At 72.1% G+C, this 21,966-nt stretch carries 22 protein-coding genes; 13 read left to right on the plus strand and 9 right to left on the minus strand.

The features are described 5' to 3' along the window. Nucleotides 1–42 precede the first annotated feature (42 nt). Nucleotides 43–1,383, plus strand: a complete 1,341-nt coding sequence (locus ACQP12_RS04050) for an MFS transporter (RefSeq protein WP_433285107.1) — start codon at nucleotides 43–45, stop codon at nucleotides 1,381–1,383. 81 nt (nucleotides 1,384–1,464) lie between these two features. Here ACQP12_RS04050 and ACQP12_RS04055 read toward each other — a convergent pair whose 3' ends face one another. The 3 genes from ACQP12_RS04055 to ACQP12_RS04065 are packed head-to-tail and all read right to left on the minus strand — an operon-like array spanning nucleotide 1,465 to nucleotide 3,901. Then, nucleotides 1,465–2,118: an O-methyltransferase gene (locus ACQP12_RS04055; RefSeq protein ID WP_357940917.1), complete on the minus strand. Its 654-nt coding sequence runs from the start codon at nucleotides 2,116–2,118 to the stop codon at nucleotides 1,465–1,467. Between the two features lie 9 nt (nucleotides 2,119–2,127). Beyond that, nucleotides 2,128–2,784, minus strand: coding sequence for a Maf family protein (locus ACQP12_RS04060; protein ID WP_433285110.1), 657 nt, complete (start codon nucleotides 2,782–2,784; stop codon nucleotides 2,128–2,130). Between the two features lie 10 nt (nucleotides 2,785–2,794). Continuing rightward, the gene (locus ACQP12_RS04065) at nucleotides 2,795–3,901 is read right to left on the minus strand and encodes a S8 family serine peptidase (protein WP_433289118.1); all 1,107 of its coding nucleotides are present in this window, start codon (nucleotides 3,899–3,901) and stop codon (nucleotides 2,795–2,797) included. A gap of 866 nt (nucleotides 3,902–4,767) precedes the next feature. On the opposite strand from ACQP12_RS04065, the gene ACQP12_RS04070 reads away from it, so the two are divergent. Next, nucleotides 4,768–5,148, plus strand: a complete 381-nt coding sequence (locus ACQP12_RS04070) for a hypothetical protein (RefSeq protein ID WP_433285112.1) — start codon at nucleotides 4,768–4,770, stop codon at nucleotides 5,146–5,148. A 161-nt stretch (nucleotides 5,149–5,309) separates the two neighbouring features. On the opposite strand, the gene ACQP12_RS04075 is transcribed toward ACQP12_RS04070, so the two are convergent. After that, nucleotides 5,310–5,762 (minus strand): hypothetical protein, encoded by a 453-nt coding sequence (locus tag ACQP12_RS04075; protein WP_433285115.1) that lies wholly within the window; start codon nucleotides 5,760–5,762, stop codon nucleotides 5,310–5,312. Between the two features lie 99 nt (nucleotides 5,763–5,861). Continuing rightward, on the minus strand, nucleotides 5,862–6,074 hold the full coding sequence (locus ACQP12_RS04080) for an acyl-CoA carboxylase epsilon subunit (protein WP_357940927.1): 213 nt from the start codon (nucleotides 6,072–6,074) through the stop codon (nucleotides 5,862–5,864). Between the two features lie 91 nt (nucleotides 6,075–6,165). Between ACQP12_RS04080 and ACQP12_RS04085 the strand changes: the two genes are divergently transcribed. Together ACQP12_RS04085 and ACQP12_RS04090 are read left to right on the plus strand one after the other, a co-directional pair. Further along, a complete protein-coding gene (locus ACQP12_RS04085; protein ID WP_433285117.1) occupies nucleotides 6,166–8,145 on the plus strand; it encodes a serine/threonine-protein kinase in 1,980 nt (659 codons plus the stop codon). A gap of 88 nt (nucleotides 8,146–8,233) precedes the next feature. Next, nucleotides 8,234–8,464, plus strand: coding sequence for a hypothetical protein (locus tag ACQP12_RS04090; RefSeq protein ID WP_433285119.1), 231 nt, complete (start codon nucleotides 8,234–8,236; stop codon nucleotides 8,462–8,464). Nucleotides 8,465–8,560: 96 nt separating this feature from the next. On the opposite strand, the gene ACQP12_RS04095 is transcribed toward ACQP12_RS04090, so the two are convergent. Continuing rightward, a complete protein-coding gene (locus tag ACQP12_RS04095) occupies nucleotides 8,561–9,313 on the minus strand; it encodes a GH25 family lysozyme (RefSeq protein ID WP_357940933.1) in 753 nt (250 codons plus the stop codon). Nucleotides 9,314–9,479: 166 nt separating this feature from the next. Between ACQP12_RS04095 and ACQP12_RS04100 the strand changes: the two genes are divergently transcribed. From ACQP12_RS04100 to ACQP12_RS04115, 4 genes are all read left to right on the plus strand, one after another. Further along, on the plus strand, nucleotides 9,480–10,223 hold the full coding sequence (locus tag ACQP12_RS04100) for a M50 family metallopeptidase (protein ID WP_357940935.1): 744 nt from the start codon (nucleotides 9,480–9,482) through the stop codon (nucleotides 10,221–10,223). Nucleotides 10,224–10,321: 98 nt separating this feature from the next. Next, nucleotides 10,322–11,305, plus strand: a complete 984-nt coding sequence (locus ACQP12_RS04105) for a ketopantoate reductase family protein (protein WP_433285122.1) — start codon at nucleotides 10,322–10,324, stop codon at nucleotides 11,303–11,305. Nucleotides 11,306–11,368: 63 nt separating this feature from the next. Next, nucleotides 11,369–11,869 carry a SigE family RNA polymerase sigma factor gene (locus ACQP12_RS04110; protein WP_262287334.1) on the plus strand — a complete coding sequence of 167 codons (501 nt, stop codon included), beginning with the start codon at nucleotides 11,369–11,371 and terminating at the stop codon, nucleotides 11,867–11,869. Continuing rightward, nucleotides 11,862–12,752 (plus strand): hypothetical protein, encoded by an 891-nt coding sequence (locus ACQP12_RS04115; RefSeq protein ID WP_433285124.1) that lies wholly within the window; start codon nucleotides 11,862–11,864, stop codon nucleotides 12,750–12,752. The genes ACQP12_RS04110 and ACQP12_RS04115 overlap by 8 nt, the downstream gene beginning before the upstream one ends. A 52-nt stretch (nucleotides 12,753–12,804) precedes the next feature. On the opposite strand, the gene ACQP12_RS04120 is transcribed toward ACQP12_RS04115, so the two are convergent. Next, entirely contained in the window at nucleotides 12,805–14,388 is a 1,584-nt protein-coding gene (locus ACQP12_RS04120; protein ID WP_433285126.1) for an acyl-CoA carboxylase subunit beta, read from the minus strand. A 96-nt stretch (nucleotides 14,389–14,484) separates the two neighbouring features. Here ACQP12_RS04120 and ACQP12_RS04125 point away from each other — a divergent pair, with 96 nt between their 5' ends. Next, nucleotides 14,485–15,360 carry a biotin--[acetyl-CoA-carboxylase] ligase gene (locus ACQP12_RS04125; protein ID WP_433285128.1) on the plus strand — a complete coding sequence of 292 codons (876 nt, stop codon included), beginning with the start codon at nucleotides 14,485–14,487 and terminating at the stop codon, nucleotides 15,358–15,360. 78 nt (nucleotides 15,361–15,438) lie between these two features. Continuing rightward, nucleotides 15,439–16,011, plus strand: coding sequence for a PH domain-containing protein (locus tag ACQP12_RS04130; protein ID WP_357940945.1), 573 nt, complete (start codon nucleotides 15,439–15,441; stop codon nucleotides 16,009–16,011). Between the two features lie 100 nt (nucleotides 16,012–16,111). On the opposite strand, the gene ACQP12_RS04135 is transcribed toward ACQP12_RS04130, so the two are convergent. Next, nucleotides 16,112–16,816, minus strand: a complete 705-nt coding sequence (locus ACQP12_RS04135; protein ID WP_433285131.1) for a GtrA family protein — start codon at nucleotides 16,814–16,816, stop codon at nucleotides 16,112–16,114. Nucleotides 16,817–16,879: 63 nt separating this feature from the next. Continuing rightward, a complete protein-coding gene (locus ACQP12_RS04140) occupies nucleotides 16,880–17,416 on the minus strand; it encodes a GtrA family protein (protein ID WP_357941080.1) in 537 nt (178 codons plus the stop codon). 504 nt (nucleotides 17,417–17,920) lie between these two features. Here ACQP12_RS04140 and ACQP12_RS04145 point away from each other — a divergent pair. The 3 genes from ACQP12_RS04145 (at nucleotide 17,921) to ACQP12_RS04155 (ending at nucleotide 21,961) form a co-directional block, all read left to right on the plus strand. Then, nucleotides 17,921–19,762: a phosphoenolpyruvate carboxykinase (GTP) gene (locus tag ACQP12_RS04145; protein ID WP_433285133.1), complete on the plus strand. Its 1,842-nt coding sequence runs from the start codon at nucleotides 17,921–17,923 to the stop codon at nucleotides 19,760–19,762. 39 nt (nucleotides 19,763–19,801) lie between these two features. After that, on the plus strand, nucleotides 19,802–20,668 hold the full coding sequence (locus ACQP12_RS04150; RefSeq protein ID WP_433285135.1) for a hypothetical protein: 867 nt from the start codon (nucleotides 19,802–19,804) through the stop codon (nucleotides 20,666–20,668). A 114-nt stretch (nucleotides 20,669–20,782) separates the two neighbouring features. Then, nucleotides 20,783–21,961 (plus strand): geranylgeranyl reductase family protein, encoded by a 1,179-nt coding sequence (locus ACQP12_RS04155; RefSeq protein ID WP_433285137.1) that lies wholly within the window; start codon nucleotides 20,783–20,785, stop codon nucleotides 21,959–21,961. Nucleotides 21,962–21,966: the final 5 nt, after the last annotated feature.

The raw sequence follows: 21,966 nt of genomic DNA on the forward strand, positions 1-21,966 counted from the left end.
TCCAGGGCGGGGTGCCGGCCGTGCGCAAGTAGCGTAAGGCCGGTGCCCCGCCTCACCCGTGACCGGACGACCTGGCTGACCTACGCCCAGCTGGGACTCTGGGGCTTCTTCCTCTACGGGTTCGGTCCCGTCGTCCCGCTGCTCCGCGACGAACAGGGCACCAGCGCCGCCGTCGCCGGCCTGCACAGCACCGGCATCGCGGTCGGCGCGCTGGCCGGTGGCGCGCTCTTCGCGCCCGCCGCCCGCCGCCTCGGCCGCGGCCCGGCCATCTGGCTCGGGCTCGCCGGCGTGGCCGCCGGCGTCATCGCGCTGAGCCTGCTCCACCCGCTGCCCGCCACCATCGCGGCCGTCGCGGTGATCGCCACCTTCGGCATGGTGGTGATCAGCGGGGTCAGCGTGGTGCTCACCGCCCACCACGGGCCTGCCGCACCCGCCGCGCTCACCGAGGCCAACGCCGCCTGCGCCGGCATGGGGATCCTCGCGCCGTTGGTCATCGGCGCGACCGTGGACGCCGGCCTCGGCTGGCGGCCGGCGATGGCCGCCGAGGTCGGGCTGATCACCCTGGTCGCCCTCGCCGCCGTGACCCTCCGGGTACGCATCCCGAAGGCTGCCCCCGCTGTCGCGGCTGCCGCCAACCCGCCCACCTCCCCGCCCCCTGCTTCGTCTCCGATCTTGGACACTTACCGTTCGCCTCGAACGGAAACTGTCCAAGATCCCCCTCGTCCGGCCGCGATGGAGGCGGCGGCGAGGGCAGGCGTCGACCCTGTCGGCCGCGCGGTTCCGGGGCGGCTGCCGCGGGCTTACTGGATCGCCTGGGTGCTGATGTCGGTCACCGGGTCGATCGAGGTCTGCCTGTCGCTCTGGACCGCGGACGTGCTCCGTACCCACGCCGGCCTCACCGCCGGCGGGGCGTCGGCCGCCGTCGCGGCGATCGTCTGCGGCATGTTCGCCGGCCGGCTGGCCGGCGGCCGGCTCGCGCTGCGCTGGCCGCCCGTGCCGCTGCTCCTCGCCGCGCTGACCGTCTCCCTGACCGGGTTCGCGCTGTTCTGGTCCGCCCCGGTGGGCTGGCTGGCCGTCACCGGCCTGGTCGTGCTCGGGCTGGGCAACGCCCTGCACTACCCCCTGGCGATCTCCATCGCCCTCGCCGTCGCCGGACCGGCCGCGGACAAGGCGGCCGGCTGGGCGTCGTACTCGATGGGGGTGGGCTTCGGGATCGCGCCGGTCGCGCTCGGCTGGGTGGCCGACGGCGTCGGTCCGCACCTGGCCTTCCTGCTCCTGCCCGGTTTCATCGCCGCGGCCATGCTGCTCACCGTGCGCCTCGGCCGCGCCCTGCGCCTGCCCTCATCCACCGACGACCGCACCCCGGTCTCCGCCGCCGCGTAACCGACGCCCGCTCGCCCGACTCCGGCTCGGCGAAGTGGCGGTGTCCGGTGGGTGCGGATACCGCCACCTCGGCGTAGTGGTTCAAAGCACGCGGGCCAGCGTGACGCCGTCGGCGATGGGCAGCATGACAACCTCGACGCGGACGTCGGCGAGGATCTCGTCGTTGAAGGCGGCGATCGCCCGGTCGTCGGCGTTCTGCGGGGCGAGCACCCGCCCGCCGCGAAGCGTGTTGTCCACGGCGATCACCGCGCCCGGACGCATCCGGGGCACCAGCTCGTCCCAGTAGACCGGGTAGCCGACCTTGTCGGCGTCGATGAACGCGAAGTCCAGGTAGCGCTCCTGCGGCAACTCCCGGAGCGTGTCCCGGGCCGGGCCGATGCGCAGCTCGATCCGGTCCTGCACGCCCGCGCGGGTCCAGTACCGCCGGGCCACGCCGGTGTACTCCTCCGAGATGTCGAAGCAGGTCAGGCGGCCACCCTCGGCGAGGCCCCGGGCAATGGCCAGCGAGGAGAGCCCGGTGAACGTGCCCACCTCCACCGCCTGCCGGACACCGAGCAGCCGGGTCAGGAAGGTCAGGAACGCCGCCTGCTCCGGCGCGACCTGCATGTCCGCCTGGGCGGGAAGGGCGGCGCGGGTCTCCTCGGCCAGCTCCCGGACGATCTCGTCGGGGGCGGATCCGTGCGCCACGAGGTACGCGTGCAGTTCCGGGGTCAGCGGCAACGGCTTCGTGCTCATGATCGGACGTTAGCCGAGATGTTCGACTTCCTGGCCCCCCGGCGCGACCTTCGTCCACAGGTCGGTGATGTTCAGCTCCAATTCGGCGAGGAGACCACGCAGCAGAGGCAGGGAGAGTCCCACCACCGTGCCCGGGTCGCCCTCGATGCCGGTCAGGAACGCCCCGCCCAGCCCGTCGATGGTGAACGCCCCAGCCACCGCCAGCGGCTCACCCGTCGCCACGTACGCGGCGATCTCCGCGTCGCTGATGTCGGCGAAGTGCACAGTGGTCGAGGCGACCGCCTCGGCGCGCGACTCGTGCACCACGTCGAGCAGGCAGTGACCGGTGTGCAGCACACCGCTGCGCCCGCGCATCCGCTCCCAGCGCCGGGTGGCGTCCGCCGCGTCCGCCGGCTTGCCGAGAATCTCCCCGTCGAACGCCAGCACCGAGTCGCAGCCGAGCACCAGCGTCCGCTCGTCCGGGTTGGGACGCAGCCGGCCCAGCACCGCCTGCGCCTTCAGCCGGGCCAACTCCAAGCTCAGCTCCTCGGCGCGGTCGCTGACCACCTGCGACTCGTCGACACCGCTGACCAGCACGTCGGGTTCGATCCCGGCGGCCTGGAGCAGCTTGCGGCGGGCGGGACTCTGCGAGGCGAGCACGAGGCGCAGCGGCACGGAGGTCGACATCCCACCGACGCTACCGGCTGATCCGCGGCGGCGGGTCGTCGCCACGTCGACGCCGGCGCCAGGCCAGATAACCGCCGCCCGCTGCCAGCAGCACGCCCAGCGTCACCAGGCCGCGTGCGGTGGAGTTGTCATCGTTCCCTCTTCCGGCCGCGGTCGCGGGGGGCGCGGTGACGGACGGCGTTTCGAACCCGAGTGGCGGGACGTCGGCGGTGAGGGCGGCGACCAGGTCGATGACGCCGTAGCCGTACTCGTCGTCACGGCCGGGTGGGCCCTTGTCGATCGCGGTGGCAGTGAGGCGGTGAGCGACCTCCTGCGCGGGGAGGTTGGGGTATTTGGATCGGATCAGCGCAGCGGCACCAGCCACGATCGCGGTGGCATCGGAGGTGCCGCTGCTTTTGCGATATCGGCCGCCGGTGCTGGTGCTATAGATATCCACTGCCGGTGCGACGACATCTAGCTCCGCACCGGAGACCGACAAGGCTGTGTGGTTGCCGAGTCGGTCCACTCCACCCACAGCTATTACACCCGGCTCAGAGGCGGGGTAGCTAACTCCCGTCTCACGGGGCGCGTTACCCGCGGCGGCCACAATAACGATATTGGCATCCAAGGCGGCATTTACTGCGGCTCGGAGGCGAATAGTTGGAGTGCTGGCTGCCGAAATGCTGATTATTCTCGCATGGTGTGTGATTGCGTATTCGATGCTCTTGGCCAGGTCGTCGGGGTTCCCGAGACCGCTTTCAGGTGTGTCGTAGAGGGGAAGAACTTTGGCTTTCGGGGCTATGCCGAGGGCTCCCTTCTTGGCGTCCCGCCCGTGTGCGGCTATGAGGCCAGCCATTCCAGTGCCGTGGCTGTTACGATCCAACCGTCCGTTGCCGATGCCGCCCGGAATGATGTCCGCACCTACTAGCAGATTTCGCTCTAGGTCCGGATGGACGTCCACGCCAGTGTCTGGCAGAGCTACGACTATCCCTTCGCCTTGGCTTATCCTCTGGGCCCTATCTACCTTCAGGTACTGGAGATGCCACTGGTCAGTTCGTATCTTCTCCAAGCCGTCGTTGCCACTTGCGGCAGCCGTGCCTGTAATTGTGACGACAAGCAAGGTAGCGCCAGCAATTATTGGGAGAAATCGCGGCCGGTGGGGATGGCGGGACTTCACCGATCGAAGCCGATTGCCGGCCCGGGATCACTCGGACCGCTCTCCTCCGGTGGCCGAACAATCGGATCTACTCCCCGGTCCATCTCCCATGGGTTGTCCGGATCCCACTTCCGGCCGCTCTGGTCGCCGTCGTTGGGACGCTGAGGCCCTTGCCTGGCGGAGCCTCCGATTCTAGGGCCACCGCCGAGCGGGGTGGAGCCGTTCGCCGCGAACTGTGGTCCTTTCCCAGCGCCTGGCCGAGAACCAGCCGCTCCGCTCGGAGCCGTACCAGCGCCGCCCCCTCCTATAACCCCTCCGACCGGATTTACTCGACGAGACGAAGGTGTTGCGCTCGGTTGGCCGCTAACGGGAGAACCGCCAATTAGGCCGCCGGGAGGAATCGAGCGCGGGGGTGTAGAAGATGCCGACCTGCTAGCACCCTCCGGCGGACTGCCTGGACTGTTGGGCAGGCGGTCAAGAGGGAGTCCACGGATTGGTGACGTCGAGGTCGGCGGGAGGTTCACACCAGTACTGCCAGCATGGGGAGTGGGGAAGCCCGGGGGCGTCGCAGTAGGAGCACTCGGTGAGGGGGCGAGGCTTGGCCCTGCTCCGCCCAGCACTGGCCCGTGGCCGATAACTGATCCCGCCCGGGGCGCCGCAGTCGTGGGCGCGGGCCGAGCCGGGGAGCCCGGGCGAGGGCGGCGTGCCTGCTTCGGCGATGCGATTGGTACTGCAACCACCGGCGGAATTATCGGGACTGAGCTGGCACCAGAGTAGGGGTCTGTTGGTTGCTGATCTACTCGCGGGCCCGGCCTCGCGGGGACTGCTGGTGGGCGTTGGAGCATGACTTGGGCTTGTTGGAGTTCGCCGCTCAGCCCCGTCATCAGCCCGCGCGCCCGCACGTTCAACTCTTCAAGTTCCGCGTCCGTCACCGGCGGCTTCTCCGGCAGCCGGCTTCCCGCCACCGCCTTCGGGTCGGCGAGCACCGTCTCGTACGCCTGCTTCTGCCGCACCTTCTCCGCGTACTCGTCGAAGAGGGGCTTGAGGTCGGCGCGGGTGCTGCCGATGGCGCGGGTGGCGGCGGCGAGTGCGTCGTAGTTCGCGGCGGCGGCGTCGTGGGTGCGCTGGACCTGGTCGATGAGCTGGTCGAGTTCGCCGAGGTACGCGCGGGCGGCGGCGTTGGTCTCGGGCGGCCACGCCTCGGCGAGCCCGCGCCGGTATTCGCGTAGCCGGCTCACGTGGGCCAGCGCGAGGTCGCAGACCTTGCGCCAGCCGGCGACCTGCTTCCACTGGCCGGTGGTGTCCTGGTCCTGCAGGCAGGCCCACATGCTGGACACGTCCATGAGGTGCCAGTCGGTGAGCCCGGAGGTGCGGCCGCTGCCCCGTTCGATCACGGCAGGACCACCCGCCCCTGCTCGGGTGCCGTGGGATCGGCCAGCGGCGGCACCGGGCGGGCGGTCGCCGCGGACGGCGTGGCCAGCGCCCGTTCCACGTCGGTGACCCGGGCCGAGGAGAAGGCGTCGGAGTCGCCGTAGGCGGTCGCGATGTGGCCGGCGGCCCCGGCCAGCCGGCCGGTGGCGGGGGCCAGGTCCCAGACCGTGGTGACGGTGGCCTTCTGGGTCTCGTGGTGGGCCTGGAGGAACTGGACCAGCTCGATGAACGCGTCGGCCGGGTTGGGGACCGGGGCCTTCATGTCGTCGGCGATGTACGACAGGTGGGGGGCGTAGTTGCGGGTGACCTCGTCCTGGAGCCGGTCGGCGAACTCCCGCATCCGTCGGATGTCGGCCTCGATGCCGCCGTAGTCACGCAGCCAGCCGGCCGGCTGGTTGTCCTCCGGGATCATCGACCCTCCCTGCCCGTCACCGCACGGTTTCCCTGAGTGAGGTTAATGGCTCGGCGCGGATCCCGGCAGTCCTGATGCGGGGTGCGTACCGGGGATGGGTCAGCGGGGGAGACCGGAGGCGCGCCACGCGCCGGGGCCGGCGGCGGGCGCCGCGCCGGCCGGACGGGCGCTGCGCGCCCACTGCGACACGGCGGCCGGCGCGGTGGCCGCGGCCGGCCGGGTCCGCACCACGATCGCGCCGACCAGGGCGGCCAGTTCCTCGGCGGTGGGCACGCCGCGGACGATCCGGAACAGCGGCTCTTCGGCAGACATGACGACAGGGTACGCGTCCAGAACTTGACCTTCACCGCACAGTGGCGTGCCGCCGGTGTAGCCGCCGGTGCTGCCGGGTACGGTTTCCGGGATGTCTGACGCGCTTCCCCAACTCGTTGCCGACCGGTACCGGCTCATCTCGCCGCTCGGCCAGGGCGGCATGGGTCGGGTGTGGAAGGCGCGCGACGAGGTGCTGCACCGCGACGTGGCGATCAAGGAACTCGTTCCGCCGCCCAGCCTCACCCCGGAGGAGCGCCGCGAGATGCGGGAACGCTCGTTGCGGGAGGCCCGGGCCATCGCCCGGCTCAACAACGTCAACGTGGTCCGCATCTTCGACGTGCTGCGCACCGACGGCGATCCGTGGATCGTCATGGAATACGTGCCGTCGAAGTCCCTGCAGGACACGATCGCCGAGGACGGCCCGGTCACGTCCGCGAAGGCCGTGGAGATCGGTCTGGGCGTGCTGGGCGCGTTGAAGGCCGCGCACAAGGCCGGCATCATGCACCGCGACGTGAAGCCCGGCAACGTGCTGCTCGGCAACGACGGGCGCGTGGTGCTCACCGACTTCGGCCTGGCCACCATCCCGGGTGACCCCAACGTCACCCGCACCGGCATGGTGCTCGGGTCGCCCGCGTACATCGCGCCGGAGCGGGCCAAGGACGGCACGGCGGGGCCGGAGGCCGACCTCTGGTCGCTGGGCGCCACGCTCTACGCGGCCGTGGAGGGCAAGTCGCCGTACGCGCGGCCGTCGGCGATCGCCACCCTGGCCGCGCTCGCCACCGAGCCGCTGCCGCCGCCGAAGAACGCCGGGCCGTTGAAGCCCGTGCTCCAGGGCCTGCTGCGCAAGGACCCGGAGGAGCGGATCACCGCCGAGATCGCGGAGCGCATGCTGCGCAAGGCGGTGGGGCGGCGGGCCAAGGGCATCTCGCTGCTGGACGGCGTACGCCGGCCGGGGCCGAACGGTCCGCGCGGGCCGCGCCCGCCGCTGGTTCCGGCCCCGCGCCCGGCCGACGGCCAGGCCGAGCGGCCGGTGAGCCCGGCGCCGCGCAATCCCGATGGCGGTACGTCCGCGGCCGCCGTCGCCGGTGCGGCGGCGGCCGCCGCCACCGCGAAGGTGCCGGCCGGCTCGGACGCCGCGCCCACCGCCAAGGTCGCCCCGCCGGTCGCCGAGCCGACCACCAGGCTCGACGCCGCGCCGGCCGTGGACGAGACCCGGGTGGACGGTCCCGATCCGGCGCTCGACGAGACGCGGCTGGACGGCGAACCCGTGGTGGAACCGCCGGCGCCGCCGAAGAATCCGACCTCCGTGCTGGCCGAGCCGGTCAGCCCGGCGCCGTCGACGGGCCGGGCCGCGGTGATCCCGGGCACGAAGCCGGAGCGCAGCCGGCGCAACCTGCTGATCGGCGCGCTGGTGCTGGTGCTGCTGGTCGGCCTCGCGGTGGCTGTGCCACTGCTCAACAGCGGTGACGACGGCGGGAAGGGTGGGCAGAAGGCCGCCGCCACCTCGGCGGCACCGGTCCCGCCCGCGCCGGCCACCAGCGGCGCGCCCTCCTCGGCCGCGCCGACCAGTGCGTCGCCCAGCCCGACCCCGTCGGTGACGCCCTCGGCGTCCGCCGGCACCCTGCCCGCCGGCTGGCACTACTACAAGGGCCCGAACGGCTTCCAGGTGCCGATCCCCGACGGCTGGCAGGCCCGGGTCCGCTCCGACAACGTCGTCCTCTATGAGACCGGCGGGGCGCGGCGGGTGCTGTTCATCCAGTGGACCTCCACGCCGAAGAAGGACGCGTACGCCGACTGGCAGGCGCAGGAGTCGAGCCGCCGGAACTACGTCGACAACTACAAGCTGGTCGGGATCACCCGCTGCGACGGCTACTACCGCACGTGTGCCGACTGGGACTGGTTGGAGACGCGCAATGGCGGCACCCGCTTCCACGTGCGCAACCGGGGCGTGGCCACCGCCAGCAACCGCGGCTTCGCCCTGCGCTGGGAGGTCCCGGCGGACGCCTGGCAGGCCAACCTCCCCAACTGGGAGATCATCACCAGGGGCTTCAAGCCCGACCGCAAGAACTGACCCGGTAATCCCGCCGTTGCGAAACTGACTCGCATGGCCTTCCGCCCTCGGGGGTATTGAGACCCGCGACGACGGAAGGAGGAACGACATGGGTTACCGACACAAGGACACCGGCCCCCGGCTGGCACTGTGGATGCTCGTCGCGCTCGGGGACGTGGTCCTGCTGCTGGTGAGCGCCGGCCTCTCCGCGCCGGTCGCGGTGCTCGGTGTCGTCGCCCTCACCGTCGCGGGGGTGGCGGTGTGGCGGCTGGCCCGCCGGACCACCCTGGCCGGGCGGGGCGCGGTCCCCGTGCCGGTCGGCTCGCGACGCAGGGCGTGACCCGCGCGGTCAGGACGGCAGTGGCGGCAGCCGGACCAGCTATCGACCTCTCGGTCGTAGCCGATCCCGCTGCCGCCGACTGGCACCGGGGGTTGGTCAGGTGTTGTTGGCCAGGGCGATCAGCCGGGTCCGGTCACCGTTCCAGTAGTTGCGGTCGACGTTGCCGCTGATGCCGGAGACGCTGCCGGTGCTGGTGTACTGCCAGAAGCTCCAGAAGGGGGCGCCGGCCGGCAGGGTGCCGGGCGCGCTCGCCCAGCGGGCGAGCCAGAGCGGGTGGTTGGCCCACGGGCCGGTCCAGCTGCCGGTGCACTGGTTCCACCAGCTGGTGGTGGTGTAGATGACCGCGTACCGGCCGGTGCGGGAGCGGTAGGTGTTCAGGAAGTCCTGGACCCAGTTGCGCATGCCCGTGGTGCTCAGGCCGTAGCAGTAGCCGCCGGCGTACGGGTTGCCCTCGATGTCCAGGGCGGCGGGCAGCGTGCGGCTGTCGGCGGACCAGGCGCCGCCGTTGCTGGCCAGGTAGTTGGCCTGGGTCGCACCGGAGGAGATGTTCGGCCGGGCGAAGTGGTATGCGCCGCGGATCACTCCGGCGTTGTACGCGTTGACGTAGTTCGCGTTGAAGTTCGGGTCCTTGTAGCTCGTGCCCTCGGTGGCCTTGATGAAGGCGAACTGGATGCCGGCGTTCCGCACGCTGGTCCAGTTGATGCTGCCCTGGTAGCGCGACACGTCGATGCCCGGGGTGGTGGCCGCGGCGGCCGGTCCGGCGGTCGCGAAGAGGGCCGCCGCGGCGGTGGCGGCGACGGTCAGGCCGGCGGCGAGCAACCGGCGCACGGAGAGTCTGGTACGAGCCATCGATGCCTCCCAGGGATGTCAACTGATTGACGCCCATCTTTGGAGGTATGTGCCCTAGATCGCAAGAGGGCTTAAAGAATTTTTCATTGACGGTTGTCGTCGCCTGGACGGCCTTCACGGATCGGTGCCTCGAACGACACAGCTCAGCCCGGTAGGCTCCCCGCCCATGCCCCTGATCGACGGCCTCACCACCCTCTGGGACAAGCTGCTCGGCGCCCAGCCGGACCCGCCGCCGCTGCTGGTGCTGCTCACCGCCGTCGTCGCGGTGGTGGCGGTCGCCACCCGGCTGCCCTGGCGGATCGCCCGCAACGCGGTCACCATCGCGCACGAGGGCGGCCACGCGCTCGTGGCACTGCTGACCGGCCGGAAACTGCGCGGCATCCGGCTGCACTCGGACACCTCCGGGCTCACCCTCTCCGCCGGCCGCCCCTCCGGTCCGGGAATGATCCTCACCCTGCTCGCCGGGTACGTGGCACCATCCCTGATCGGCCTCGCCGGGGCGTGGCTGCTCGCCGGCAACCGGATCACCCTGCTGCTCTGGATCGCGGTGGTGCTGCTGCTGGCCATGCTCGTGATGATCCGCAACGTCTTCGGCGTGCTGTCGCTGCTGGTCACCGGCGGCGTGGTGCTGGCCGTCTCCTGGTACACCTCGCCGCAGGTGCAGGCGGCGTTCGCCTGGACGTCGGTCTGGTTCCTGCTCTTCGGCGGCGTGCGCCCGGTGATCGAGCTGCAACGCATGCGCAGCCGGGGGCGGATGCCCGAGTCCGACGCGGACCAGCTCGCCCGGCTCACCCCGTTCCCGCCGCTGTTCTGGGTGACCGTGTTCCTGCTGGTCAGCCTGGCCGCGCTGGGCGCCGGAGCGCTGCTGCTCGCCGGCCCGATCCTCACCGACGCCGGACTGACCAGCTGAGCTGCACCTCGCCCGAGGAGGCCCACGGGCACCGTCGGCCGCCTGATGTGGAGTGGATCACCGGGCGGGCCGGGCCCGGGCGGGGCAGAATCGGACGGGTGCGATACGTGATCATCGGGGCGGGCGCGGTCGGCGGCACCATCGGCGTACGGCTCGGAGAGGCCGGCCGCGACGTGACGCTGGTGGCCCGCGGCGCGCATCTGGACGCGCTCCGGGAGCGGGGTCTGACCCTGCGGACGCCCGACGACACCGTGACCAGCCGGCTGCCCGCGGTCGCCGGGCCGGACGACCGCCCGCTGCCGGCGGACACCGTGCTGGTGCTCACGGTCAAGTCCCAGGACACCGCGGCCGCCCTGGCGACCTGGGTGGACATCCCGGTCGAGGGCGGCGGCACGGCGGGCGAGCGGCTGCCGATCGTGCTGGCCCAGAACGGCGTCGCCAACGAGCCGGCCGCGCTGCGGCTGTTCGCCCGGGTGCACCCGGTCTGCGTCTGGCTGCCCGCCACCCACCTGGAACCCGGTGTGGTGGTGGCGAACGGGTACCCGCACCCGGGGATGCTGCACCTCGGCCGCTACCCGTCCGGCGCGGACGACACGAGCCGCGCGGTCGCCGCCGACCTGACGGCTGCCGGGTTCGTGGCGCCGGTCCGCGACGACGTGATGCGCTGGAAGTACGGCAAGCTCCTCGGCAACCTCGGCAACGGCCTCCAGGCGCTGCTCGGCCCGGAGGCGCCCGAGCCGCTGGCCGCCCGGGTACGCGCTGAGGGGGAGGCGGCGCTGGCCGCCGCCGGCATCCCGCACACCACCCGCGCCGAGGAAGCCGCCGAGCGGGGCGACCGGGTGGGGCACCGGCCGGTCGACGGCGAGGAGCGGGCCGGCGGCTCCACCTGGCAGAGCCTGGCCCGGGGCGCCGGCTCCGCGGAGGCGGACCACCTCAACGGCGAGATCGTGCTGCTCGGCCGGCTGCACGGGGTGCCCACGCCGGCCAACGCGGCGGTCCAGGCCGCCGTACGCCGGGCGGTGCGGGAGCGCCTCCCGGCCGGTGGGTTCCCCCTGGCCGAGCTGGAGAAAATGGTCGGCTGACCGGGCAACCGCAGCCCGGGTGCCAGGCGTCTCCCCTGCGACCGCCACGGGGGAGGTAGCAGGGTGCCGGACGTCGACGGGTTCGACGAGTTCTACCGGGGCAGCCGGCAACGGCTGCTCGGCTTCGTCTACGTGCTCACCGGCAACCTCGCCGAGGCCCAGGACGCCGTGCAGGAGGCGTACATCCGGGCCTGGCAGCGCTGGTCGACCGTGCGCGGATACGACGACCCGGAGGCGTGGGTGCGGGTGGTGGCCAGCCGGATCGCGGTGAGCCGGTGGCGCAGCCTGCGGAGCCGGGCGCGGGCGTACCTGCGGCACGGCGCGGAGGAGAGCATCCCGGGGCCGAGCACCGACACCGTCGAGGTGGTGGCCGCGCTGCGCCGGCTGCCCGAGGAACAGCGCACCGCCATCGCGCTCTACTACCTGTGCGGCATGCCCGTGGCCGAAGTGGCCCGGGAGACCGAGGCGCCGGTCGGCACGGTCAAGGCGCGGCTCTCCCGGGGGCGCGCCGCGCTGGCCGGGCTGCTCGCGGTCGTGGATCTGGAGGAGGCCGCCGATGCGTGACGATGACCTGACCTTCGTCGAGCTGGTGCAGCGGGAGCTGCACACCGTCCGCTGGCCGGAGCCGGCCGAGCTGCGGTCCCGGGCCCGACGCCGCAGCCGGCTCACGGTGGTGGCGGCGGCGGTGTCCGTGCTGGCGGTGGCTGCCGGTTCCGCCGTCGCGGTGGCCGCTCATACCCCGACGGCGCCCACGGTCGCGGCCGTGGTGGGCGCGTCCGCTGAGCGCGCCGGGGTGCCGCAGGAGGCTCTGCTGGCCGAGGCTGACCTGCCGGTGCTGGCTGACATGGAACTCGGTGAGTCGGGTGCTCGGGAGCCGGTGGAGATCGACAAGCTGCTGGTGACCTGCGCCAGGGAGCAGGGCGAGTCCGTGGCCCCGGTGGTCTCCCGGCACTCACGGTCCCGGAGCCTCCTCCGCAACCTGGCGGCGGGGCAGAGCAACACGGCGCCGATGCCGCTGCTCACACAGGATCTGTACCGGGTGGAGCCCGGAGCGGCGGACCGGGTGTTCACCGACCTGGACCGCTTCGTGACGAGCTGCTCGAGCTGGCGGCAGACGACACCGGTGCTGCGGGACGGGCGGGCCGGGCAGGTGTCGATCGTGTACGGCTGGCAGGTCACGGCGCGGGACTTCGCCGGCGACCGGGCGGTCCTGCTTCGCCACACGGAGAAGGCCGCTGAGCCCGATGAGCCGCTCATCCAGCCGGAGTCCGGGGAGACCGTGCGGATGGTGGTGCAGGTCGGCGACCTGATCACGGTGTTCGGGCCGCTGTACGGGCCGGTCTCGCAGACGTCCGGGGAGCTACCGCTGTTCACCGACGACGAGCTGCGCGGGCTGGCCCGTACCGCAGCCGAGCGGATGTGCGCCGCCGCCAACCCGCCCTGCTGACGCCACGGCCCCCCACCTCCGCACGGGGTGGGGGGCCGCTGGGGCGTCCGCGTCAGAGCGGGATGTTGCCGTGCTTCTTCGGGGGCAGGGTCTCGCGCTTGGTGCGCAGCACCCGCAGCGCCCGCACGATCTGGGTGCGCGTCTCGTGCGGCGGGATGACCCCGTCGACGTACCCGCGCTCGGCGGCGATGTACGGGTTGGCCAGGGTGTCCTCGTACTCGGCGATCTTCTCGGCCCGGACGGCGGCCGGGTCCTCGGCGTTCGCCAACTCCGAGCGGTAGAGGATGTTCACGGCGCCCTGCGCGCCCATCACCGCGATCTGGGCGGTCGGCCAGGCGAAGTTCAGGTCCGCGCCCAGGTGCTTGGAGCCCATGACGTCGTACGCCCCGCCGTACGCCTTGCGGGTGATGACGGTGACCTTCGGGACGGTGGCCTCGGCGTACGCGTAGATGAGCTTCGCGCCGCGCCGGATGATGCCGTCCCACTCCTGCCCGGTGCCGGGGAGGAAACCGGGGACGTCCACGAAGGTCAGCACCGGGATGTTGAACGCGTCGCAGGTGCGCACGAACCGGGCTGCCTTCTCCGAGGCGGCGATGTCCAGGGTGCCGGCGAAGTGCATCGGCTGGTTGGCGACCACGCCGACCGGGCGCCCCTCGACCCGGCCGAAGCCGACCACGAGGTTCTGCGCGTAGAGGGGCTGGACCTCCAGGAACTCGCCGTCGTCGAGGACGTGCTCGATGACCCGGTGCATGTCGTACGGCTGGTTGGCCGAGTCCGGGATCAGCGTGTCCAGTTCCCGGTCCTCATCGGTGATGGCGAGATCCACATCAGCGGAGAAGACCACCGGCTCGTCCAGGTTGTTCGACGGCAGGTACGACAGCAGCGCCTTGACGTACTCGATCGCGTCCTCCTCGTCGGTGCCGAGGTAGTGCGCGTTGCCGCTGCGGGCGTTGTGGGTGCGGGCGCCGCCCAGCTCCTCCATGCCCACGTCCTCGCCGGTGACCGTCTTGATGACGTCGGGGCCGGTGATGAACATGTGCGAGGTCTGGTCGACCATCACGGTGAAGTCGGTGACCGCCGGGGAGTAGACCGCGCCACCCGCGCACGGGCCCATGATCAGCGAGATCTGCGGGATGACCCCGCTGGCCCGCACGTTGCGGAAGAAGATCTCGCCGTAGAGGCCGAGGGAGGCGACACCCTCCTGGATCCGCGCGCCGCCCGAGTCGTTGATGCCGACGACCGGGCAGCCGATCTTCATGGCGAGGTCCATCAGCTTGACGATCTTCTCGCCGAAGACCTCGCCGAGGGAGCCGCCGAAGACGGTGAAGTCCTGCGCGAAGACGCAGACCTGCCGGCCGTCCACCGTGCCGTATCCGGTCACCACGCCGTCCCCGTACGGGCGGGTCTTCTCCAGCCCGAAGTTGGTCGAGCGGTGCCGGGCGAATTCGTCCATCTCGACGAAGGAGCCCTCGTCGAGGAGCATCTCGATCCGCTCGCGAGCGGTCTTCTTGCCCCGCGCGTGCTGCTTCTCGACCGCGCGCGCCGACCCGGCGTGCACCGCCTCGTCGAGCCGTCGCTCCAGGTCCGCCAGCTTGCCGGCGGTCGTGTGGATGTTGATCCCGGTCTCGGTAGTCACCCAGGGAATATAACGATGGTTCAGGTGGGTGACGCTGTGCAGTGCGCCTCACCGCTTCCGGGCGACCGGCCGGCGCGCGGGCCGTAGGCTGGCGGGATGCCCGGCTCGCCGTACACCGATCTGGACCGCCCGCCACTGTCCGCGGCCCGGCTGCGGCGCGCGCTGGTCGCCCCGAACGGGCCGTGGCGCCGGCTGGAGCTGCGCGCCGAGACCGGCTCGACGAACGCCGACGTGGTCGAGGCCGCGCGGGCCGGCGAACCGGAGGGCCTCGTGGTGGTCGCCGAGCGGCAGACCGCCGGCCGCGGCCGGCGCGGCCGGGTGTGGCAGTCGCCGCCGCGGGCCGGCATCGCGACCAGCGTCCTGCTCCGGCCCGGTGAGGCCGACGCGGAGCGCGGCTGGTCGCCCGTGCCACCGCAGGGGTACGGGTGGCTGCCGCTGCTGGCCGGCGTCGCGCTGGTCGAGGCGGTGGCCCTGCTGGCCGAGCTGGACGCCCGGCTCAAGTGGCCGAACGACCTGCTGGTGGACAGCGCGAAGTGCGCCGGCGTGCTGGCCGAGGCGGTGCCCGGTGCGGGGCCGGACCAGCCGCCCGCGATCGTGGTCGGCATCGGCCTGAACGTCACCCTGCGGGCCGACGAGCTGCCGGAGAACCCCACCGGGCTGCCGGCCACCTCGCTCCAGCTCGCCGGGGCCGCCGCCACCGACCGGGACCCGCTGCTGCGCGCCCTGCTCCGCTCGCTCGCCGACTGGTACGAGCGCTGGCGGAACGCCGGGGGCGACGCGGTCGCCAGCGGCCTGCGGGACGCCTACCTGGCGGGGTGCGCCACGGTCGGCCGGGAGGTGCGGGTGCTGCTGCCGGACGGCCGGGAGGTGCGCGGCACCGCCACCGGGGTGGATCCGGACGGGCAACTGCTGGTCGCCGGCCCGGAGGGCGAGCTGCGTCTCGCCGCGGGCGACGTGCTGCATCTGCGCTGAGCACCCTCCGCGCGGCCGATCCCGGAGGATGCGCCGACCGGTTACGGTCAGCGCGTCCTGTTCTGCGAGGAGGTTCCCGTGGCGTTCCCCGAAGACGTGCTCACCGAGGACGAGCACGTCGTGCTACATCTCCACCCGCACTGGAAGGCCCTGATCCGGCCGATCCTGGTGCTGGTGCTCGCCGTCGCGGCGGTGGTCGCGGGTTGGCTCCTGCTGCCCGAGGGCGACGGCGGCACCATCGCGCTCTACGTGATCGCCGCGCTCGGCCTGGTGCTGGTGTTCTGGCTGGGGCTGTGGCCGTTCCTGGTCTGGCGCACCACCCACTACCTCTTCACCAACGAGCGGGTGCTGCTCCAGGAGGGGGTGTTCTCCCGCAACCGGCGGGACCTGCCGCTGACCCGGATCAACGACCACGCCATGCACCAGAAGTTCCTGGAGCGGATGCTCGGCTGCGGCACGCTGACCATCGAGTCCGCCGGTGAGCGCGGCCAGTCGGTGCTCAACGACGTGCCGCACGTCGACAAGGTCCAGACGAAGCTCTACGAGCTGGTCGAGGCCCACCACGACCGGCACAGCCTGGGCGACGGCGAGATGCGCGAGATCCTGGCCGACATGAGCGAGGGCAAGCCGCTGCGCGACCCCTCCGCCTGACCTTCCCGGCCCTGTTGATCAAGAGGTTTGCGTCGGGATCGGGCACCCGACAGACGCAAACCTCTTGATCGACGCCGGGGAACGGGCCGGGAGGGCCGCGTCAGCGGCGCGGGGCGCGGCGTGGGGTGGGCTGGAGTTCGGCGGCCAGCTCGGCGTCCAGGTCGGCGCCGAGGGCGCGGCCCAGGCCGGCGTCGGCCGGTGCGGGGCGGACCTGGTGCGGTGGGTGGTCGCCCGCGCGGCGCTCGCCGAGCGGGCGCTCGGCCTCCTCCAGCTCGCTGACCGACTCGGCCAGCTCGGCCACCGGGTCCATCTCGGCCATGGTGTCCCACTCGTCGCGCGGGATGGCGTGCCAGGTCTCCTCGGCGTGTTTCGGCACCGGCTGGAAGACGAACGTCCGGTAGGACCAGAAGCGGAACAGGGTGGCCAGCAGCACGCCGCCGGTCTTCGCCACGTTCAACGCGAGCAGGCTGTGCACGCCGAGGCCGTACTTGGCCAGCGCCAGGATGCCGAGTTCGATGACCAGGCCGGCGCCGTTGAAGAGGAAGAACAGGACGTATTCGCGGCGAAGCGCCGAACTCGGCCGATCCCGGTACGTCCAGTGCCGGTTCATCAGATATGACGTGATCGTCGCGACGATGGTCGCGATGACGGTCGCCTTGAGCTGGCCGTTGCGGAAAACCGTGAGTGCCAGCGCATTGAACACCGCGTAATTGATGACGGTGTTGATGCCGCCGACGATGCCGAATTTGAGCGCCTCGTGGATGAACTTCTGCCAGCGCTCGGGCAGCAGACGGACAAGAGGCATGCGGAACACCTTAGGGCAGTGGGCAGGGCCGGCTGGGCCCGGCAGGACGGGATGGGCGGTGGGTCACGCCCCGGACTCTCGGTCGCGGCTCGTCGCCGGAACGGACGGAGTTCCCGCCTCGACGAAAACGAACCGTCGGTACGACCAGAACCGGAACAGCGTCCCCAGGCCGGTGCCGACGATGAAGCTGGCGATGTTGTCGGCCAGCGGGGTCTGGAACACCTCGGGCCACACCGCGCCGAGGCCGTAGCGACTGATGGCGAGGCAGCCCACCGCGATGCCGAGGCCCACCCCGTTGAAGAAGAAGAACAGCGCGTACTCCCGGGCGGGGTGGGAGCGCTGGCGGTGCCGCCAGGTCCAGAACCGGTTGCCGAGGAACGCCAGGCTGGCCGCGATCACGGTGGAGACGGTCTTGGCCGCCACCGGCGGCATGTGCCGCACGCTCGCCAGGTAGTTGAAGAGGGCGAGGTCGACGAGGAAGGCGAAGCCACCCACGGTGGCGAACTTGCTCATCTCGCGGACCAGATGACCGAAACGGTCGATCAGGGCCCCGATCAGACCTCGACGGGTCTGCGGAGCCCCCGGTTGGTCCCCGGTCATCGTCGCGGCCACCCGCCGAGAGTACCGGGTGCGCGCAGCGGGGACGGGCCGCAACGGCGAGTCGGCGGTCCGCCGGTCCGGCGCCCCGCCCCCGGGCGGCCCGGCGCGTCCCGCGCCCCTTCGGCTGACCGCCGTCCGTTTCCGGTATCCGTGAGCGCAGCGTAACCACGAGTGGCGCAATTGTGGAGCGGATCACGGAATCGTCGTTCGTGTCATGGCGGTCGCCTTCCGCCCGTCCGGCGTCCGCGCGGGGTTGGTCACGTACCGGGCCGTCGAAGGTTCTCCGCAAGATTTGCGTGAAACTGCGCGCGAAAGCGGGTAAGAGATCGCGATGCCGCAGCGTGGCCGTACCTTGTGCAGTTCTTCACAACCAGTCCCACTGACTGGGGAGGCAGCCCGGTTTACGCTGAGCCCAATCCCAGGTTTCCACGAAGGCGACGCACCGGCTCGCCAGAACTCGTGCATCCCATACATCGGTCAGCGTCGACCACAAGGAGATGTGACATGGTTGCTCCGGCTACTGTTCGGGGTATCGATCAGGCCCCGACGTCCCACCCCAAACTGCTCGCCTGGGTACGTGAGGTCGCGGAACTGACCACCCCCGACCGGGTGGTCTGGGTGGACGGGTCCGATGAGGAGTGGCGCCGCCTCACCGACGAGCTCGTCGACAAGGGCACCCTGATCCGGCTGAACCCCGAGAAGAAGCCCAACTCGTTCTACGCGCGGACGGACCCGACGGACGTCGCGCGGGTCGAGGAGCGCACCTTCATCTGCTCCGTCGACGAGGCGGACGCCGGCCCCACCAACAACTGGATGGCGCCGGCCGAGATGAAGCGGACGATGACGGAGCTGTACCGCGGGTGCATGCGCGGGCGCACCATGTACGTCATCCCGTTCTGCATGGGGCCGGTCGAGGCGGAGAGCCCGATGTTCGGCGTCGAGATCACCGACAGCCCGTACGTGGTCGCCTCGATGCGCATCATGACCCGGATGGGGCAGAAGGTCCTCGAGGCGATGGGCGACGACGCCGACTTCGTGCACGCGCTGCACTCGATCGGCGCCCCGCTCGAGCCCGGCCAGCAGGACGTGGCCTGGCCGTGCAACGACACCAAGTACATCTCGCACTTCCCGGAGACCCGCGAGATCTGGTCCTTCGGTTCGGGCTACGGCGGCAACTCGCTGCTCGGCAAGAAGTGCTACTCGCTGCGGATCGCCAGCGTCATGGGCCGCGACGAGGGCTGGCTCGCCGAGCACATGCTGATCCTCAAGATCACCTCGCCCGAGGGCAAGGTCTACCACATCGCGGGCGCCTTCCCGTCCGCCTGCGGCAAGACCAACCTCGCCATGCTGGAGCCGACCATCCCGGGCTGGAAGGTCGAGACCATCGGCGACGACATCGCCTGGATGCGGTTCGGCCCGGACGGCCGCCTCTACGCGGTCAACCCGGAGTACGGCCTCTTCGGCGTCGCGCCGGGCACCGACTGGAAGACCAACGCCAACGCCATGCGGACGCTGGACCGCGGCAACTCCGTCTTCACCAATGTGGCCCTCACCGACGACGGCGACATCTGGTGGGAGGGCATGGGTGAGCCGCCGGCGCACCTGATCGACTGGAAGGGCAACGACTGGACGCCGGAGAGCGACAGCCTCTCCTCGCACGCGAACAGCCGGTTCTGCACCCCGATCACGCAGTGCCCCATCCTCGCCGACGACTACTACGACCCCAACGGTGTGCCGATCGACGCGATCCTGTTCGGCGGCCGGCGCCGGGACACCATCCCGCTGGTCACCGAGGCCCGCGACTGGGTGCACGGCGTCTACATGGGCGCGACGCTCTCCTCGGAGACCACCGCCGCCGCCTCCGGCGCGGTCGGCGTGGTCCGCCGCGACCCGATGGCCATGCTGCCGTTCATCGGCTACAACGCCGGCGACTACTTCCGGCACTGGATCGAGATGGGCAAGGGCACCGACGGCGACGAGGCCAAGCTGCCGAAGATCTACTACGTGAACTGGTTCCGCAAGGACGCCGAGGGCAACTTCCTCTGGCCGGGCTTCGGCGAGAACTCCCGGGTGCTCAAGTGGGTCATCGAGCGCCTGGAGGGTCGGGCCGAGGCGGTCGAGACCCCGATCGGCATGGTCCCGGCCCAGGACGCGCTCGACGTCGAGGGCCTGGACATGACCCCGGAGGACGTCCGGATCGCCCTCAAGGTCGACCCGGAGGAGTGGCGCAACGAGCTGCCGCTGGTCACCGAGTGGTTCGAGAAGTTCGGCGACAAGCTCCCCGGTGTCCTCTGGGCCGAGCTGGACGCGCTGCGTGCCCGGCTCGACGCGGAGCCGCAGAAGTAGAGGTGTGACGGAAGCCCGCACCGGGCAACACCGGATGCCATGAGGACGGCCGCCGAACCTGTCGAGGTCCGGCGGCCGTCCGCCGTCCGGGCGCTGACCACCCTGCTGGCCGTCACGGCGGCGGGCACCATCGTGGTCGAGCTGCTCAACTACTGGTACGCCCCGGAGCAGGAGTTCGGGCTCGCCGTCCGCACCGGCTGGGCCATGCTGCGGTCGCTGGGCTTCCTGGTGCTGATCGGGCACGTCAAGCGCGGCCGGGCGGTGGCGAAGCCGTTCGGCCTGATCCTGTCGGTGACCACCGTGTTCGCGGTGGGGCGGCTGGTCGTACCCCGGGCGGGGGTGCCGCCGCTGCCCGGCCTGCTCGGCTTCGGGGTGCTCACGGCGCTCTGCGTCGCGGTCGTGGTGCTGCTCTATCGCTCCGAGGCGGTCGGCGGGCACCTGGTCCGGCACCGCAAGGGCCTGGTCGTCGAGGGCGGGGTGATCTCCTGGCGGGAGGTCGTCCCGAAGCGCCCGCCGGTCGCCGGGTGGCTGCTCACCGCCCGGGTCGCCGCGTTCACCTACAGCCCGCTCATGCTGGTCCCGGCCCTTGTCGCGACCGGCTCCATCCTGGACGGGCGGATCAGCGCCGTGCCGGCCGTGCTGTTCTGGTTCGCCGCCGGCATCGCGGTCAGCTACGCGGTGCTCTTCTGCACCGCCTTCCTGCTGCGCGACCGCCCCTGGGCCCGCAAGCTCCTGGTCGCCATCACCCTGGCAACTCTCGCGGTGGACCTCCCCCTCTGCTGGTGGCTCCTGGATGTGGACGGCCTGATCCGCGACGGCGCCCCCCTCCTGACCGCAGCCCTGCTGACCCTCTATTCCCTCCACCGCGCCACCCGTACCCCCACCCCCGCGTCCCCGTCGCGGTGATCATGAGGTTGACGGCGATGTCGATCTCCTTTACTGCCGCCAACGCCATGATCAACACGGTGGGACGGGGCGCGGCGGCCCCGGGTGGGGGTTGGGGCGGGGGAGGATGGCGGGGTGGGGGACGAGTACGACGTGATCGTCGTCGGGGCCGGGCCCGCCGGGGCGGCCGCCGCGCTCGGGGCGCGGCGGGCGGGCGCCCAGCGGGTGCTGCTGCTCGACCGGTACGACTTTCCGCGGGACAAGGCGTGCGGGGACGGCATCGCCGCGCACGCGCTGGACGTCCTCGCCGAGCTGGGCGTGACCGGGGCGGTCGACGGGTACGCGCCGCTGCCCGCGCTGCGCCTGGTCGGCCCCGGCGGCGCGACGGTGGCCCGGGCGCTGCCCCGGCCCGCGTACACGGTGCCCCGGCAGGTGTTCGACGCCCGGCTGGTGGCGGCGGCGACCGCGGCCGGGGCGGAGCTGCGCCGGCACACCGTACGCGCCGTGGAGGTGCGCGAGGACCGGGTGGTGCTCGACGGCCAACTGGCCGCCCGGGCGGTGGTCGGCGCGGACGGGGCCGGCTCGGTGCTGCGCCGCACGCTCGGCCACCCGGTGAACCCGGACCGGCACCTCGCGCTCGCCATCCGGGGTTACGCCCCGGCCCGCCCCGGCCCGCCCGAGCAGCTCATCGTCACCTCGTCGCCGCGCTGGCCGGCGTACGCCTGGTCCTTCCCGATCGGTGACGGCCGGGCGAACGTCGGGTACGGGGAGGTGCTGCGGGGCGAACCACTGACCCGCGCCCACCTGCTGGACCGGCTGGCCGCCCTGCTCCCCGGCACCGACCCGGCGGCCGTGACCGACCTGCGCGCGCACCACCTGCCGCTCTCCACCCACCGGCCGGCGCCCGGGCGGGGCCGGGTCGTGCTGGCCGGCGACGCGCTCTCGCTGATCAACCCGTTCACGGGCGAGGGCATCTTCTACGCGCTGCGCTCCGGGGCCCTGGCCGGCGCCGCCGCGGCCGGCGCCCCGGCCTTCGCGGCCCGCCGGTACGCCGACGCGCTGCGCCGAGGGCTCGGCACCCACCTGCGGCACAGCTCGGTGGCGGCCTGGCTGGCCCGGCGGCGGTGGGTGGTGGACGCGGCGGTGCGCGCGGCCCGCCGCGACGAGCGGGTCTACCGGACCGTGGTCGAGCTGGGGTTGGGTGACGGACGTCTCGACGCCCGCACCCTGGCCAGGATCGGCGCCGCCCAGCTCGGCCGGTCCGACGCCGCGCCGCGACCCGGAGCCGTCGACGATGCGCCACCGCGACACTGATCCTC

Origin of the sequence: Micromonospora sp. CA-244673 (assembly GCF_050948395.1) — a bacterium.
Lineage (GTDB): Bacteria > Actinomycetota > Actinomycetes > Mycobacteriales > Micromonosporaceae > Micromonospora.

What these genes read in the sequence shown, in the direction of transcription:
- ACQP12_RS04055 (WP_357940917.1), bottom strand. Translation starts at nt 2,118, where the DNA reads ATGAGCACGAAGCCGTTGCCGCTGACCCCGGAACTGCACGCGTACCTC.
- ACQP12_RS04060 (WP_433285110.1), bottom strand. Translation starts at nt 2,784, where the DNA reads ATGTCGACCTCCGTGCCGCTGCGCCTCGTGCTCGCCTCGCAGAGTCCC.
- ACQP12_RS04075 (WP_433285115.1), bottom strand. Translation starts at nt 5,762, where the DNA reads ATGATCCCGGAGGACAACCAGCCGGCCGGCTGGCTGCGTGACTACGGC.
- ACQP12_RS04080 (WP_357940927.1), bottom strand. Translation starts at nt 6,074, where the DNA reads ATGTCTGCCGAAGAGCCGCTGTTCCGGATCGTCCGCGGCGTGCCCACC.
- ACQP12_RS04085 (WP_433285117.1), top strand. Translation starts at nt 6,166, where the DNA reads ATGTCTGACGCGCTTCCCCAACTCGTTGCCGACCGGTACCGGCTCATC.
- ACQP12_RS04090 (WP_433285119.1), top strand. Translation starts at nt 8,234, where the DNA reads ATGGGTTACCGACACAAGGACACCGGCCCCCGGCTGGCACTGTGGATG.
- ACQP12_RS04095 (WP_357940933.1), bottom strand. Translation starts at nt 9,313, where the DNA reads ATGGCTCGTACCAGACTCTCCGTGCGCCGGTTGCTCGCCGCCGGCCTG.
- ACQP12_RS04100 (WP_357940935.1), top strand. Translation starts at nt 9,480, where the DNA reads ATGCCCCTGATCGACGGCCTCACCACCCTCTGGGACAAGCTGCTCGGC.
- ACQP12_RS04115 (WP_433285124.1), top strand. Translation starts at nt 11,862, where the DNA reads ATGCGTGACGATGACCTGACCTTCGTCGAGCTGGTGCAGCGGGAGCTG.
- ACQP12_RS04125 (WP_433285128.1), top strand. Translation starts at nt 14,485, where the DNA reads ATGCCCGGCTCGCCGTACACCGATCTGGACCGCCCGCCACTGTCCGCG.
- ACQP12_RS04135 (WP_433285131.1), bottom strand. Translation starts at nt 16,816, where the DNA reads ATGCCTCTTGTCCGTCTGCTGCCCGAGCGCTGGCAGAAGTTCATCCAC.
- ACQP12_RS04140 (WP_357941080.1), bottom strand. Translation starts at nt 17,416, where the DNA reads ATGACCGGGGACCAACCGGGGGCTCCGCAGACCCGTCGAGGTCTGATC.
- ACQP12_RS04145 (WP_433285133.1), top strand. Translation starts at nt 17,921, where the DNA reads ATGGTTGCTCCGGCTACTGTTCGGGGTATCGATCAGGCCCCGACGTCC.
- ACQP12_RS04150 (WP_433285135.1), top strand. Translation starts at nt 19,802, where the DNA reads ATGAGGACGGCCGCCGAACCTGTCGAGGTCCGGCGGCCGTCCGCCGTC.